The organism is Corallococcus sp. CA049B (genome assembly GCF_003611685.1).
GTDB lineage: Bacteria > Myxococcota > Myxococcia > Myxococcales > Myxococcaceae > Corallococcus > Corallococcus coralloides.
Genome location: NZ_RAWC01000244.1, coordinates 1 through 13,541, shown reverse-complemented (window position 1 = coordinate 13,541; position 13,541 = coordinate 1). Strand labels below are relative to the sequence as shown.

Annotated in this window: 13 protein-coding genes and 2 tRNA genes; 8 read left to right on the top strand and 7 right to left on the bottom strand. The window is 69.8% G+C overall.

The window, feature by feature from the left end; genetic code table 11:
* Positions 1-180, bottom strand: a 180-nt coding sequence (locus tag D7W82_RS33870; RefSeq protein ID WP_199727913.1) for a hypothetical protein, incomplete at its 3' end; no start/stop codon positions are given.
* Between the two features lie 326 nt (positions 181-506).
* On the opposite strand from D7W82_RS33870, the gene D7W82_RS33865 reads away from it, so the two are divergent.
* Positions 507-797: an autorepressor SdpR family transcription factor gene (locus D7W82_RS33865; protein WP_276320235.1), complete on the top strand. Its 291-nt coding sequence runs from the start codon at positions 507-509 to the stop codon at positions 795-797.
* A complete protein-coding gene (locus tag D7W82_RS33860) occupies positions 794-1,477 on the top strand; it encodes an SdpI family protein (RefSeq protein WP_120622261.1) in 684 nt (227 codons plus the stop codon). Before D7W82_RS33865 ends, D7W82_RS33860 begins: the two co-directional genes overlap by 4 nt.
* Positions 1,478-1,580: 103 nt before the next feature.
* On the opposite strand, the gene D7W82_RS33855 is transcribed toward D7W82_RS33860, so the two are convergent.
* The 4 genes from D7W82_RS33855 to D7W82_RS33840 form a co-directional block, all read right to left on the bottom strand.
* Complete coding sequence (locus tag D7W82_RS33855; RefSeq protein ID WP_233588101.1) at positions 1,581-3,905, bottom strand: kelch repeat-containing protein; 2,325 nt, start codon at positions 3,903-3,905, stop codon at positions 1,581-1,583.
* 86 nt (positions 3,906-3,991) lie between these two features.
* Positions 3,992-5,845, bottom strand: a complete 1,854-nt coding sequence (locus D7W82_RS33850; RefSeq protein WP_120622260.1) for a PKD domain-containing protein — start codon at positions 5,843-5,845, stop codon at positions 3,992-3,994.
* 290 nt (positions 5,846-6,135) lie between these two features.
* Positions 6,136-6,210 (bottom strand) — tRNA-Leu (locus tag D7W82_RS33845).
* Positions 6,211-6,237: 27 nt separating this feature from the next.
* Positions 6,238-6,313 (bottom strand) — tRNA-Pro (locus D7W82_RS33840).
* A gap of 297 nt (positions 6,314-6,610) precedes the next feature.
* Here D7W82_RS33840 and D7W82_RS33835 point away from each other — a divergent pair.
* Complete coding sequence (locus D7W82_RS33835; RefSeq protein WP_120622259.1) at positions 6,611-7,762, top strand: LOG family protein; 1,152 nt, start codon at positions 6,611-6,613, stop codon at positions 7,760-7,762.
* 10 nt (positions 7,763-7,772) lie between these two features.
* Here the strand turns inward: D7W82_RS33835 and D7W82_RS33830 are convergent, their stop codons facing one another.
* Positions 7,773-8,357: a ThiF family adenylyltransferase gene (locus tag D7W82_RS33830; protein WP_120622258.1), complete on the bottom strand. Its 585-nt coding sequence runs from the start codon at positions 8,355-8,357 to the stop codon at positions 7,773-7,775.
* 11 nt (positions 8,358-8,368) lie between these two features.
* Complete coding sequence (locus tag D7W82_RS33825; protein WP_014394344.1) at positions 8,369-8,617, bottom strand: hypothetical protein; 249 nt, start codon at positions 8,615-8,617, stop codon at positions 8,369-8,371.
* 181 nt (positions 8,618-8,798) lie between these two features.
* Here D7W82_RS33825 and nfi point away from each other — a divergent pair, with 181 nt between their 5' ends.
* The 5 genes from nfi to D7W82_RS33800 all read left to right on the top strand — a co-directional run bounded on the left by nfi (position 8,799) and on the right by D7W82_RS33800 (position 13,373).
* Positions 8,799-9,515, top strand: coding sequence for a deoxyribonuclease V (gene nfi / locus D7W82_RS33820; protein ID WP_120622257.1), 717 nt, complete (start codon positions 8,799-8,801; stop codon positions 9,513-9,515).
* Entirely contained in the window at positions 9,512-9,727 is a 216-nt protein-coding gene (locus D7W82_RS33815; RefSeq protein ID WP_120622256.1) for a DUF2905 domain-containing protein, read from the top strand. The genes nfi and D7W82_RS33815 overlap by 4 nt, the downstream gene beginning before the upstream one ends.
* A gap of 377 nt (positions 9,728-10,104) precedes the next feature.
* On the top strand, positions 10,105-12,453 hold the full coding sequence (locus D7W82_RS33810) for a GMC family oxidoreductase N-terminal domain-containing protein (protein ID WP_120622255.1): 2,349 nt from the start codon (positions 10,105-10,107) through the stop codon (positions 12,451-12,453).
* Positions 12,454-12,554: 101 nt separating this feature from the next.
* Positions 12,555-13,070 (top strand): DUF2267 domain-containing protein, encoded by a 516-nt coding sequence (locus D7W82_RS33805; protein WP_120622254.1) that lies wholly within the window; start codon positions 12,555-12,557, stop codon positions 13,068-13,070.
* A 45-nt stretch (positions 13,071-13,115) separates the two neighbouring features.
* Positions 13,116-13,373 carry an acyl-CoA-binding protein gene (locus D7W82_RS33800; protein WP_120622253.1) on the top strand — a complete coding sequence of 86 codons (258 nt, stop codon included), beginning with the start codon at positions 13,116-13,118 and terminating at the stop codon, positions 13,371-13,373.
* The last annotated feature ends 168 nt before the right edge of the window (positions 13,374-13,541 follow it).

Genomic DNA, 13,541 nt, shown 5'->3' with positions numbered 1-13,541 from the left:
GTCCGGAAGGCCCGGCTTGTTGGGCTTGGAGGCGGCGTCCGCGGCGCCCGGCTTGTTGGGCTTGGAGGCGGCGTCCGCGGCGCCCGGCTTGTTGGGCTTGGAGGCGGCGTCCGCGGCGCCCGGCTTGGTGGGGGAGGGGCTGGGGCGGGTGGAGGGGCTGCGAACGGAGCGGATGGCCATGACGTGTCTCTTTTCTGGAAGGGGAGTAAGTGCTGCTCTCAGCGACGAGGACCCCCATAGCAGCGGGCATGCCAACGCCCCGGCCTCTCCAGGACATGCGTAAGCCGTTGATCTTCCTTGAGCTCGCGTGAGGCACCGCCCGTGCCCCGGGCCTGCCCCTGGTGACTGCCATCAAGCGTTGATGTTTGCAGTCACCAGGGGCGGACCTGCTGGGGGCGCTCGGGCTCGAGGGCTCGGTAGGCCCCCAAGTCCCTGTAACCTCTGCAGTCCACTTGACATCGCTTCCTCAGGCGTTATTTTGAAGTTATTCAAAATATCAAAAGGTCATGATGCGAACGCAGGAGGTCTTCAAGGCCATTTCAGACCCGACCCGGCGCAAGGTGCTCAAGCTCCTGCAGGGCGGCTCGAAGTCAGCGGGAGAGCTCGCTGAGGCGTTCGACATCACGAAGGGGTCGCTGTCGCATCACTTCAACGTGCTCAAGGCCGCGGACCTGGTGCGCTGTGAGCGCCGCGGGCAGCAAATCGTCTACTCCCTCAACACGACCGTGTTCGAGGACGTAGCGGCCGTCCTTCTTGACCTCTTCAAGGTCGAAAAGGGGAATGGAGAGCAGCCATGAGAATCAGCCGAGCCCATGTGCTGAGTCTGGGATTCGTCGCCGTGGCGTTCGCGATGGCCTTCATGCTCTACGGCCAGTTGCCGGAGTCGATCCCCACGCATTGGAATGCCAGGGGGGTGGTGGATGGGTACACGCCCAAACCCTGGGGGCCCTTCGTCCTGCCGCTGGTGATGGCTGCCGTGTACCTGGTCCTGGTGGCCGTGCCGCGGATTTCGCCCAGGGGCTACCGCGTGGAGCGATTCCAGGGCGTCTTCGAGGGCATCCAGGCGACGCTGGTCGCGTTCCTGTTTCTGCTCAATGCCCTGGTCCTGCTCTCGGGCATCGGCGTGTCCGTGCCGATGGGGCGCGTGGTTCCCGCGGGTGCGGGCCTGGTCCTCATGGTCCTGGGCAACTACATGGGGAAGTTCACGAAGAACTTCTTCTGTGGAATCCGGACGCCCTGGACGCTCGCGAGCGACGAGGTCTGGCTGCGCACCCATCGCCTGGGAGGGAGGCTCTTCGTCCTCGCGGGAATCATCGTCCTCGCTTCGGGGCTTCTCGGTGGTGGTCCGGTCCCCGTGCTTGTGGCGGTCGCCGTCGCGGCGGTGACTCCCGTGCTCTACTCGTACTTCCTCTATCGCCGCATCGAGGGGGACAAGCACGGACCGACCGACGATACGGGCTCGCATCGCTCCGCGTGAAGGCGCTGCTCAAGCCGTCTTGTCCCGTTCTCATTGCCGCCTGCGCCGGGCGAGCTGCTCCTCGTTGCCCGGCGCGAGGCGTGCCCACGAGCCGTGGTGGGGCTCAGGGGGTGTAGAGCTCCGCCGCGGTGAGGGGATTTCCGTTGAATCCCCCCACGACGAAGACCCTGCCATCGGGCAACAAGGTCGCCGTGTAGATGCGCCGAGACGAAGCCATTGGCTGGGTCGCGCTCCAGGCGCCAGAGGCCGGGTCGTACAACTCCGCCGCCGCGATGTTGACGCCGTTGAATCCTCCCACGACAAGCACCTTGCCATTGTCGAGCTGCGTCGCCGTGTGCTGGTAGCGAGACGCGCTCATGGAGCTCGCGGCGCTCCAGGTGTTCGAGGCCGGGTCGTACACCTCCACTGATGCGAGAGGCGTGGTGCCGTTGAGCCCTCCCGTCACCAACACCTTGCCATTGTTGAGCAGTGTCGCCGTGTGCTCCCCGCGAGCAGAAGCCATGGAGCCCGCGGTGCTCCAGGTGTTCGAGACAGGGTCGTACAACTCCGCCGTCGCGAGATGCGCGCTGCCGTTGATTCCCCCCGTCACCAGCACCTTGCCGTTGTCGAGCAGCGTCGCCGTGTGGTTCTCGCGAGGAGAAGCCATGGAGCGCGCGGCGGTCCAGGTGCCCGTGGCCGACGAATACAGCTCCGCCGTCGCGAGGGCCCCGTTGGCGTTGTATCCCCCCGTGACGAGCAGCCTGCCATCAGGCAGCCGGGTCACCGTCTGCCGAGCACGCGCGGAGGTCATGGCGGCTGCGGCGCTCCAGGAGCCCGAGGCTGGATCGTACAGCTCGGTCGCCGCGAGGACGGCGTTCCCCGTGGAGATGCCTCCCAGGACCAGGGCCCTGCCATTGAGCAGCGCCGCCGCGTACTGGGTGCGATTGGAGGCCATGCTGGCGCCTGCACTCCAGCTGCCCGAGGTGAGGTCATACACCTCCGTCGTCGAACGGATTCCACTGTTCTGCCCGCCCGCGACCAGGACCTTGCCTCCGGGCAGCAGCGTCGTCGTGTGGCCATAGCGAGCGCTGACCATCGCGGCCGTCGAGACCCACCCCGAGTTCACGCACGCGGGAAGGCCCGTCACGGTGAAGGAATGGGTGGAGACGCCCCCCAGGGCGTTGGTGACCGTGGCGGTGATCGTGGGGGGAGCCGCCGGCACGCACGCAGGCGCTGTCCACGCCACCTCACTGGTGTTGGCGCTGGAGGTCGGCGTGCCAGGAGTCCCCGCGGTCGCCGCCCAGGAGAACCCCAGGGCGCTGCCCTGCGGGTCCACCGCCTTGAGGCGGAAGGTGACGGTGCCCTGGGCCGACGTGGAGGTGGCGGACTGGAAGGTTTCGGTGATGTCGGGCGGGAAGGTGGCCGTCTGCTTGGGGCCCACGCAGAGGGTGAAGGTGCCCGTGGTCTGACCGCCAACGGGCTGGCCGTCGCGGGAGTCCGTGACGGTGACGGTGAGCGTGCAGTTGTTGCACGCGCTGCTGGAGGGTTGCGCGGTGGCGGTGAACCGCGCGGTGGCGGAGTGGGCGTCGGTCCACGTGCCCGGGCAGGAGGCCGCCCAGTGGTAGGTCAGGGAGTCCCCGTCACTGTCAGAGGCCGTGGCGGAGACGGTGGTGGACTCGTTCACCTCCAGGGCGGTGACGCTGGCGGAGATGTTGTCCACTTGAGGCCAGGTGTTGATGGAGGCGTTGACAGTGGCGTCCCCCTTGCCGGTGGTGACGGTGACGTTGAAGGTCACCTTTCCCTGGGCACCCTTTGAATCGGTGACCGTCAGGGTCAGAGGCACGGTGGCCGCGGACGCGGGCGCCGTCCAGGTGGTGGAGAGGCTGCCCGCCTGGGCGAAGCTGCCCGAGGGCGCGCTCCAGCTGTACGTCAGCGTGTCGCCAGGGTTGGCGTCCGAGGCGGCCGCCTGGAGGCTCACCGTGCCCCCGGGGCCGACGGTGCCGGGCGCGGCCGACAGCGAGACAATCCGGGGCGCGGCATTCTCAAAAGGCGCCGCCGGATTGGCCTCCTGCAGCGTGATGGAAACCGCCGTCGTCTGCTGGGCGAGAATGGTGACGTGGGTGGCCGTTCCCGCGTAGAGCTTCGTCCCACTGCCATTGAAGGCCTCGGCGGTGAAGGTGCGCAGCGTGCCCGCGGGCAGGTTGCCGAGGATGCCGCTCCACTGGCCATTCGTCTTCACGAGGCTCGCGGTGCGGGTGGGCATGTCCGCTGCGGTGACCTCCACCACCACGGAGGCGACATCGGACGAGGAGAGCGCCTGCGCCATGGCGCTGACCAGGTGCACCTCACCCGTACCCGCCGCTGGCTCCTGGGGGCCACCACACCCCGCCGCGACAGTGAGGAGGACCACCGCGAGGCACGCCCATGACTGCGTTGTTCTTCGTGTCATGGATTGAATGACGTCATGTCTGGAGAGACATGGCAATGTGCCCTACCGGCCCGGGACCGGAGCGGCACCCGGGCCGTGCGCGGCGGTCAGAAGGTGACGACGCCGTAGTCGTTCAGCAGGCCGGAGCTCGAGGCGGCCTGCACCACCGTGATGAGCCTGTCGCCCGCGGCGGAGTAGAAGACGAAGCGGCCGAAGCTGTCGTGCGAGGTGCCATTCACCTTGAAGCGCGGCAACGGAATACTCTGGTCGAAGCCGAGGAAGTCCGGGTGGTAGAGCCGGACTTCCTTGCCCACCGTGGTGCTCCAGTAGCTCTCCAGGACCAGCGCGATGCGGCCGGCCGCGGTGGAGTGGGTCAGGTGGCCAATGGACGCCGCATCGGGGAGCGCGCCCGAGTACGTCATGTCCTCGTTCCTGGCGTTGGAGGCGCGGAAGGTGTTGCCGCAGGCGGTGAAGATGCGGGCTCCGTCCTCGGAGAACCACAGGTTCCCGCACATGTAATAGCTCCCGTGGTAGGGCGAGTCGTAGAGCATCTGCGCGGTGCCGCTGCTGATGTCATACTTTTCGATGTCGTCCGGCGACAGTCCGTTGTTCGCGCCGTAGAGGGCCATCCCCCCGGGATGCAGGCGCGCCCGGGTGCCGGCGCGGATGGACCAGAAGCTGCTCAGCGTCTCCACGCCGGAGACCAGGTCGATGCAGTGGATGGACACCCACTGGTCCGTGCGCGGGAAGGCATACGCGAAGCCATTCCCGGCGAGGACGACGTCGAAGACATCGGCTGTGACGGGCACCGTCTTCACTAGTCGCGGCGCGGAGAGGTCGACGTAGGAGATGTTCGCGTCATGGCCCACCGCGGCGAACAGGCCGTCCGGTCCCACGCTGACGGCTGTGGGGGTCGTGGGCAGGGCGACCGAGGTCTCCGTCTGCGTGGACGGGTCGTAGAGGTAGAGGGCGTTGGGGTTGGTGGCGACCATCACCACCCGGTCGAGCGCCTTGCTGTACTCGGCGTCGATGACGCGATGGCTGAGCCTGTGGACGGAGGGCTGCTGGGCGGTGATGACCACCGTGTCCGCGGGGCTCGCGGCCCGGCCATCCTCCACCACGAGTGACAGCTCGTAGCTGCCTTCGACGTCCAGCGAGAGGGAGGGTGTCTGGGTATTAGCCTGCCGCAGGGTGGCGGTGCTGCCCATGGGCTTGCGGCTGAGCGTCCAGGCGAAGGTCAGGGGGTCGTCATTCTCGTCCTGTCCCTTGCCCGGCACGGTCGCGGACGTGCCGACGATGGCCACGCGGTCGGCACCGGCGTCCGCCACGGGCGCCCGGTTCTCGGCCGTCACCTTGAGGAGTGCCGGCGCGGAGGCGCGCTTCCCGTCGCTGACGACGAGCCTGATGACGTAGTCGCCATCCTGGTCGGGGACGAAGGTGGGCTTCATCGCGGTGTCATCCCGCAGCGTGGTGGCGCTGCCCTCGGGCACGGACGCGAAGGACCAGGTGAAGGAGAGGGGCTCACCCGTCGAGGACGTGCTCTCGCTGCCATCCAGCTTCACCGGCTTGCGGCTGAGCACGGTGCGCGACGCACCCGGGCGCGCGGTGGGGGCGGCGCTCCGCACGGAGAGCGTGAGGAAGGCCGGCTCGGACTCGTGCGTACCGTCGCTGACCACCAGCCTGAGGACGTAGCCGCCCTCCAGGTCAGGGGTGAAGGAAGGCTTCGCGGAGGACTGCTGGGAGAGCGCGGCCTTGCTGCCGGACGGGGCGGAGACGACGGTCCACGCATAGCTGAGTGACTGGCCTTCCGGGTCGCTGCTCGCGCTGCCGTCCAGCTCCACGGCATGGTCCACCACCCCCTCCTGGGAGGAGCCCGCACGGGCCACCGGGCGCAGGTTCTCAGGTGGCGGGGGAGGCGTGGTGGAACCACCACAGGCAATGGACAGCACTCCCAGGGACATCAGGAGGAAAACGGTTCGGATGTGTATGCCTTGGTTCAAATTCGTCCCCCTCGAAATGCTGGCGGGCCGGAATGAAGTGCCAGCTCGTGAGAGGAGACGATGACCCCATGAATCAATGCTTTAAAACTCGCAAGGAATGACCTGGGTGCCATCCGAACGTGCAGCAGCTGACTGTCCATTCCATGGGTCAGGCTCGCCACCACGATGAGGGGGCCGGGACCACGGCTTCAATCAGGCGTGGTGCGGCGGGTGGGCCCAGCATCCCGTTGGGATTGCCAGACCTGAAGGTGTGCCGAAGGCGGGATTCGAACCCGCAACCTCCGCGTTCTGAGCGCGGCGCCTCTACCAAGTTGGGCTACCCCGGCGGGGTGTGTCTTTGATTGGATTTGAAGTCGGGATGACTGGATTCGAACCAGCGACCTTGCGCGCCCGAGGCGCACGCTCTCAACCAGGCTGAGCTACATCCCGATGTCTGGGGAAACCTTCGAGGGAGGACCCGGACACGACAAGGGCCGGGTCCCCCTTCGGGAACCCGGCCCTCGTCACGCCTCCCGGGTCACCGGGGGGCGGGTGCGAGCGTCAGGTCCCGGGCGCGCCGCCACGGAAGGATGCGGTGGCCAGCTCCAGGTTCTCCAGAGAGGTCACCTTCGTGGCGGGGCGCTTCGGGTCCAGCGTGTTTCGGATCTGCAATGGGCATCCCTCCTTTCTGGGAGGAAATGACGGGGCGATAATGCCGCTCCTGACACGCACCTCGCGGAGACACCCATGACGGAACTCGAGACCCTGGCTGCCTTCGAGCAGCACCTTCGCGACGGCCGCGGCCTCGCCAACGTCATCCTCCAGGGGCTGGACCTGCGCGCGTGGGGCGACGCGCTGCTGAAGGCGGACCTCACCGGCACCGTCTTCCTGGGCTGTCTTTTGGAGCCCGCGACCCTGCAACAGGTCCTCGCGCGGGGCGCCATGGTGTTCCCGCCGTTCTCCGGGCTGCCTTATTGCCCGTACCGGGGCAGCCTCTACACGCCGGAGGAGCTGTACGCGGGCTTCGACCCGACCCGCCCGGACACCTACGCGGACACGCTGGATGCGCGCATCTACGCGCACTGGAACTCGCGCGGCGGGGCGCATCCTCCCTCCATCCTGGAGACCCTGGCGCAGCGGCTTCACGACCACGCCATCAGCGACGCGCTGGAGGAGGCGCTGCTGGACCAGGGCAGGCCCCGCCGGGTGGTGGCCATCATGGGGGGCCACTCCATGCTGCGGGGCCAGGAGGCCTACCGCTCCGTGGCGGAGCTGGCCCGGTCGCTGGCGCGCCTGGGCTTCTTCCTGGTGAGCGGCGGCGGCCCGGGCGCCATGGAGGCCACGCACCTGGGCGCGTGGTTCGCCTCTCGGCCGGATGAAGACCTGGACGCGGCGCTCGCGGTGCTGGCGCGGGCTCCGTCCTACAAGGACCGGGACTGGCTCGCGCGCGCCTTCGAGGTGCGCGCCATGTGGCCCCTGCTCGACGCGACGGCGATGGGCGACAGCCTGGGCATCCCCACCTGGCTCTACGGCCACGAGCCGCCCAACCCCTTCGCCACGCGCATCGCGAAGTACTTCGCCAACAGCGTGCGCGAGGAGGGCCTGCTCACCATCGCCCGGGGCGGCGTCGTCTATTCACCCGGCAGCGCGGGCACCGTGCAGGAGATCTTCCAGGACGCGTGCCAGAACCACTACAACACCGTGGGCGTCATCAGCCCCATGCTCTTCCTGGGCCGCGAGTTCTGGACGAAGACGCGGCCCGTGTACCCGCTGCTGGAGCACCTGGCCCAGGGGCATGAGTACGCGCGGCACCTGCTCCTCACGGATTCGAAGGAGGACATCGTCCAGGCGCTCGTGCGCTTCGACGAGGAGCGCGAGGCCCTGGCGCGGGCGGGCTGACCGCGACGGCTCAGCCCTGACCCGCGACCGGGGTGACGGCGTTCAGGTTCACGAACGCGTCCCGCTTCACCCCGTGCTCGAGGAAGTCCTGCACCGCCCGCGCGAGCGTCGCGGCCAGCAGGCCCAAGAGGGGCAGGTGTTCGCCGCCCTCGCAGGTGGCCTGGCCTTGCGCGTCCTCGGCGTCGGGTGTGAAGCGTTCATCCCAGCGCACCAGTCCGAACAGGCCGTCCGCGGACACCGCGCCGTGCACCAGCGGCGCACCCGTCTTCCGGGCGTGGTCGCTGAGCAGCTGGCGGCTGTCCTGGTTGTCGAAGGCGTCCACCAGCAGGTCCGCGCCCTTGCACAGCGCCTCCACGTTGTCGCGCGTGACGCGCACGCCGAAGGACTCCGCCTTCACGCCGTGCAGGTTGTGCAGCTGGAGCTTCAGCGCCTCCGCCTTGTTCTTCCCGACGGACGGCTTCACGTAGGCCTGCGACAGCAGGTTCTTCGACTCCACGCGGTCGAAGTCGATGAACACCAACGTCGCGTCCAGGTTGCGGCACAGCAGCGCCGCCGCGGACCCGATGGCCCCCACGCCACAGAAGACGATGCGCATGGCGGCCGCCCTCAGCACGCCCCGAAGGGCACCTTCGGACGCAGGTAGATGCGCTCCTCGCCGTGCGCGCCCCGGAAGCGGTCCACGACGTAGTGCTGGAAGGCTTCGTCCCCCAGTTGGAAGCGGTGCAGGCCCGGCACTCCGCCCGAGCGCACCAGCTCCACCGCGATGCGGCGCACGTCCGCGTCGCTGATGTGCCGCTCCAGCTCCACCGGCACGTCCGCCGAGTGTCCGTCATAGGTGATGTTGAGCGTCGCCATGGTCGCGTGCCTCCAGGGAAGAGAACCCTGGCCCGGGACGGCGCCCCCCGGCGCTTCCTGACAGTCCGGCCGCGTGAGCAGCCGCGCCCTGGCCTCCGTCGCCTCCTGGACGTGGGGAAGGGGGGCGGCCGTCACGTTCCGGCCAGAGGATGCACAGTGTTGGGTTCACGGGAGGAGACGCATGGAGTCACCGCGAGCACCGCACCCCTGGAACGTCACGCCCACGGAGGCCGTGGCGCTGCAGAAGCGCCTGCGCGAGCAGCTCATCCTCGAACCGCCTCCGGGCCTGCGCGTCACCCGCCTGGCGGGCGCGGACATCTCCACGGAGAAGGGCAACGACACCGGCTATGGCGGCATGGTGGTGCTCGACGCGGAGACGCTTCAGCCGGTGGCCCGCGCCGTGGCCACGGCGACGCTGACGTTCCCGTATGTCCCCGGGCTGCTGTCCTTCCGCGAGCTGCCGGTGCTGGCCGCCGTCTGGGAGCGGCTCACCGTCCGCCCGGACGTGCTCGTCTTCGACGGCCAGGGCACCGCGCACCCGCGACGGGTGGGCATCGCCTGCCACGGAGGGCTGCTGTTCGACATCCCCTCCATCGGCTGCGCCAAGTCGCTGCTGGTGGGCACGCCCGGGAAGCTCGCGGAGCGGCGGGGCGCCACGTCCCCCATCACCCACAAGGGCGAGGTGGTGGGCATGGCGGTCCGCACCCGCACCGGCGTCAGCCCCGTGTATGTCTCCCCCGGCCACCGCATGGACCTGGACACCGCCGTGGAGTGGGTGTTGAAGGCCAGCCCCCGCTACCGTGAGCCGGAGACGACGCGCCACGCGCACCGGCTGGTGAACGCCTTCCGCCGCGCGGGGGGCGAGGCCGCGGAGCTGGAGGAGGGGAGTCCCGGATGAAGTCCGTGGGGTTGATGCTGGTGGTGGCGGGCCTGGGGCTCGCCGTCGTGGGACTGCTGGTGTGGGCCGGCGCCTTCTCCTGGTTCGGCCGGCTGCCCGGGGACATTCGCGTGGAGAGCGGGAACACGCGCGTCTACGCGCCGCTGGCGTCCATGTTCCTCCTCTCCGTGCTGCTCAGCCTGGGCGCCTGGGTGGTGCGCCGCTTCTTCTAGGCCCGAAGTCTGTCCACGGATTGAGAAGGCGAGAGCCCTGACGGGCCGCCCCTGCCGGGGGCGCACCGGAGGAACCTGTCCGACAGTCGGACAGGTTTTGGACCCTCGCGCCCGGCGGGGCCCGGGCGGATTTCACCTCAAGGATGCGCGCCCTTCGCGTCTGTCCGACAGGAATGACCGCGCGGGTTGGCTGTCTGCTGTCCTGGCGGGCAGAAGGGACCCTGTCCTCTCGGGCAGGCGGGGGGCATGGGGACGGACGGGGAGTGGATCCGCACCGTTGAACCGCGCAGCATGCGGACCGCCGTCCCGGGTGTCACCGGTGGGGAATAAAAACGGCATCTGGAAAAGGCGGCGGATCCAGGCCGCCAGAGGTGAGCATGCGCAGGCTGTCATCCCCGTTGAGCGAGCTGGCATCCCACTACCCCGTGGTCGTCGTGGGGTCGGGCTATGGCGGAGGTATCACCGCCAGCCGGCTGTCGCGCGCGGGGCAGCAGGTGTGCGTGCTGGAGCGTGGCCGGGAGATGCACCCGGGGGAGATGCCTCGGACGCCCGCGCAGGCGGTGGCCGAGTTCCAGCTCCACTGCGCTCCGGGCCAGGGCGACCTGGACGTGGGCAGCCCCACCGGCCTCATCGAGGTCCACCGCAACGGCGACGTGTCCGTCATCGACGGCTGCGGCCTGGGCGGCACGTCGCTCATCAACGCGGGCGTGACGATGCGGCCCGACCCTCGCGTGTTCGAGGACCCCCGCTGGCCCCAGGCCCTGCGCGCCGACGTGCACGGCCTGCTGGAGGACGGCTTCGCGCACGCGGAGCTGATGCTGCGGCCCCTGCCGTACCCGGAGGACCACCCGCCGCTGCAGAAGCTCAAGACGTTCGGCATCTCCGCGGAGAAGCTGGGCGGGCGGCTGACGCGGCCTCCGGTGGCGGTGACGTTCGAGGCGGGCGTCAACGCCGCGGGCGTGCGGCAGCCGGGGTGCTCGCTGTGCGGTGACTGCGCCACGGGCTGCAACACCGGCGCGAAGAACACCGTGCTGATGAACTACCTGCCGGACGCGCACGCGCACGGGGCCCGCATCTTCACCGAGGTGTCGGTGCGCGCGGTGGTGCCGGACGGCGCGAAGTGGCGCGTCTACTACCGCCCCCTCAACACCGGCCGCGAGCGCTTCGACGCGCCCGACGCCTGGCTCACCGCGGACCGCGTCGTCCTGGCCGCCGGCACCATGGGCACCGCCGAAATCCTGCTGCGCTCGCGCGAGCTCGGCCTGCCGGTGTCCTCGAAGCTGGGCCACCGCTTCAGCAGCAACGGCGACGTGCTGGCCTTCGGCTACAACCTGGACATGCCCGTCCACGGCGTGGGCCACGGCGAGCAGGACCACGAGACGCGCGACCCGGTGGGCCCCTGCATCGCGGGCGTCATCGACCAGCGCGACACCGCGCGCCTGGACGAGGGGATGATCATCGAGGAGGGCGCCATCCCCGGCGCGCTCGCGTCGCTGATGCCCGCGGCGCTGGCGGGGGCCGCGGCGCTGGTGGGCGAGGACACCGACGAGGGCATCCTGGACTGGGTCCAGGAGCGGCTGCGCCAGGCGGACAGCTTCGTGCGCGGTCCGGACCACGGCGCGGTGGAGCACACGCAGACGCTGATGGTGATGTCGCACGACGAGGGCAAGGGCGAGCTGCGGCTGGAGCACGACCGCGTGCGCCTGCACTGGCCGGACGCCGGCCGCGACCCGCAGCTCACCCGCATCGAGGAGCGCCTGCGCCGGGCTACCGCCGCGCTGGGCGGCACCTTCGTGCGCTACCCGCTCTGGTCCGAGGCCTTTGGCAAGGAGCTCCTGTGTACGCACCCGCTGGGCGGCTGTGTCATGGCCGAGCGGGCGGAGGACGGCGTGGTGGACCACGAGGGGCGCGTCTTCTCCGGCGCCTCCGGCCACGCGGTGCATGAAGGGCTGTACGTGTCCGACGGCTCCGTGGTGCCGCGCTCGCTGGGCATCAACCCGCTGCTCACCATCTCCGCCGTGGCCGAGCGCGCCTGCGCCCTGATGGCCCGGCGCCACGGGTGGACCATCGACTACGCGCCGCTGCCGGAGGCCTCGGCGCCCCAGGCCCCCGGGCCCGTGGGCGTGCGCTTCACGGAGACGATGCACGGCTTCCTGTCCGGTGACGTGAAGGCCCCGCACCTGGAGGCCGGCGACCCGGAGCGCGACGACGCCACGCCCCTGCGCTTCGTGCTCACCGTGACGGCCGAGGACCTGGACGCGACGCTGCGCGACGAGCGCCACCCCTTGAAGCTGATGGGCACGGTGACGGCGCCGGTGCTGTCGTCCCGCCCGCTGGTGGTGACGCGCGGCGAGCTGCGCCTGATGACCCGCGAGCACGCCCGGCCGGGCGGCCAGCGGATGGAGTACCTGCTGCACCTGCTCAGCGAGGCCGGTGAGGCGTACTACCTGGAGGGCTACAAGGACCTCTACGACGACCCGGGCCTGGACCTGTGGAAGGACACCACGACGCTGTTCGTGTCCCTGCACCGGGGGGACGGCCCGGAGGCGCCGTGCATGGGCCGGGGGTTCCTGCGGCTGACGGCGGAGGAGTTCGCGCGCCAGCTCACCACCCTGCGCGTGCTCAACGCCCGGGACGGCGTGCAGCGCGCGGAGGCCCTGGCCCGCTTCGGCGGCTTCTTCTTCGGCGCCCTCTGGGACACCTACGTCCGTCGCGTGGCCGCCTAGCAGTCAGGCAGCCGGCGGACAGTGCGGCAGTCCGCGATGACGTGCCCTCCGAGGCGGGCATGGGCACCCTGTTACCCACCGGGACCGACAGGGAGGACCCCATGGCTGAAGACCGTGATCCGCAGCGCCGCTCCGGCGCACCCCAGGACGAGGAGCATGCGGAGGAGCGGCGCGAGCTGTCCATCGAGGAGCGGCGTGCGCGGCGCAGTGCGATGCGGGCCAGTCAGACGTATGCCCGCTTCATCGACCACCTCTGCGACCGGGGCGGCATGTCCCCGAGCGTCGCCCAGCAAGCGGCCGTCTCCGTGCTCTGCGGCCTGGAGCAGCGCATCCAGGCGGAGGAGTCCCTCGACCTGGAGGCGCAGCTGCCACGCAAGCTCACGGAGCTGCTGCACCGCTGCGAGCGCCACGACGCCGAACCCCGCCCGTCGAAGTTCGGCCGCGACGAGCTGCTGAAGCTGGTGGGCGAGGACCTGGCCTTGACTCCGGACGCCGTGGAGCCCGTGGTGCGCGCGGTGATGGACGCCGTCCGTCATCAAATCAGCGAAGGCGAGGCGGAGGACGTGAGCGCCCAGCTGCCCGCGGACATCCGCCACCTTTGGCTGCCGACGATGTGAGGCCGGCTGTTAAGGTCTCCGGCACACGCTTGCCGGAGACCGCGCATGGCCCTCGATGATGACTTCAGCGCCGCCCAGAGCCGGGTGAAGACGCTGTCCAATGCTCCCTCGAACGACACGCTGCTGGAGCTGTACTCCCTCTACAAGCAGGGCACGGAAGGGGACGTGCAGGGCAAGCGCCCCGGCATGCTCGATATCAAGGGCCGCGCGAAGTACGACGCGTGGGCCGGCCGCAAGGGGCTGGCGAAGGACGCCGCGAAGCAGCAGTACGTGGCGCTCGTGGACAAGCTCCTGCGCGGGTAGGCACGGCCCCTCATGCCCCAATGGCTCCGGATGGCGCTGTTCCTCGTGCCCGTCACCGCGCTGCTCGCGCTGGCGCACGTCTACCTGTACCGCCGGCTGGTGCGCGACGTGACGCCAAGCAGGGCCCTGCGCCGCGCGGGGCTGGGGCTCTTCGCCGGGGGGCTGGTG

Bases quoted from the DNA above. Each gene is read 5' to 3' on its own strand.
- D7W82_RS33865 (WP_276320235.1), top strand. From the start codon at position 507: ATGATGCGAACGCAGGAGGTCTTCAAGGCCATTTCAGACCCGACCCGG.
- D7W82_RS33860 (WP_120622261.1), top strand. From the start codon at position 794: ATGAGAATCAGCCGAGCCCATGTGCTGAGTCTGGGATTCGTCGCCGTG.
- D7W82_RS33855 (WP_233588101.1), bottom strand. From the start codon at position 3,905: ATGACACGAAGAACAACGCAGTCATGGGCGTGCCTCGCGGTGGTCCTC.
- D7W82_RS33850 (WP_120622260.1), bottom strand. From the start codon at position 5,845: ATGTCCCTGGGAGTGCTGTCCATTGCCTGTGGTGGTTCCACCACGCCT.
- D7W82_RS33835 (WP_120622259.1), top strand. From the start codon at position 6,611: ATGACGGAACTCGAGACCCTGGCTGCCTTCGAGCAGCACCTTCGCGAC.
- D7W82_RS33830 (WP_120622258.1), bottom strand. From the start codon at position 8,357: ATGCGCATCGTCTTCTGTGGCGTGGGGGCCATCGGGTCCGCGGCGGCG.
- D7W82_RS33825 (WP_014394344.1), bottom strand. From the start codon at position 8,617: ATGGCGACGCTCAACATCACCTATGACGGACACTCGGCGGACGTGCCG.
- nfi (WP_120622257.1), top strand. From the start codon at position 8,799: ATGGAGTCACCGCGAGCACCGCACCCCTGGAACGTCACGCCCACGGAG.
- D7W82_RS33815 (WP_120622256.1), top strand. From the start codon at position 9,512: ATGAAGTCCGTGGGGTTGATGCTGGTGGTGGCGGGCCTGGGGCTCGCC.
- D7W82_RS33810 (WP_120622255.1), top strand. From the start codon at position 10,105: ATGCGCAGGCTGTCATCCCCGTTGAGCGAGCTGGCATCCCACTACCCC.
- D7W82_RS33805 (WP_120622254.1), top strand. From the start codon at position 12,555: ATGGCTGAAGACCGTGATCCGCAGCGCCGCTCCGGCGCACCCCAGGAC.
- D7W82_RS33800 (WP_120622253.1), top strand. From the start codon at position 13,116: ATGGCCCTCGATGATGACTTCAGCGCCGCCCAGAGCCGGGTGAAGACG.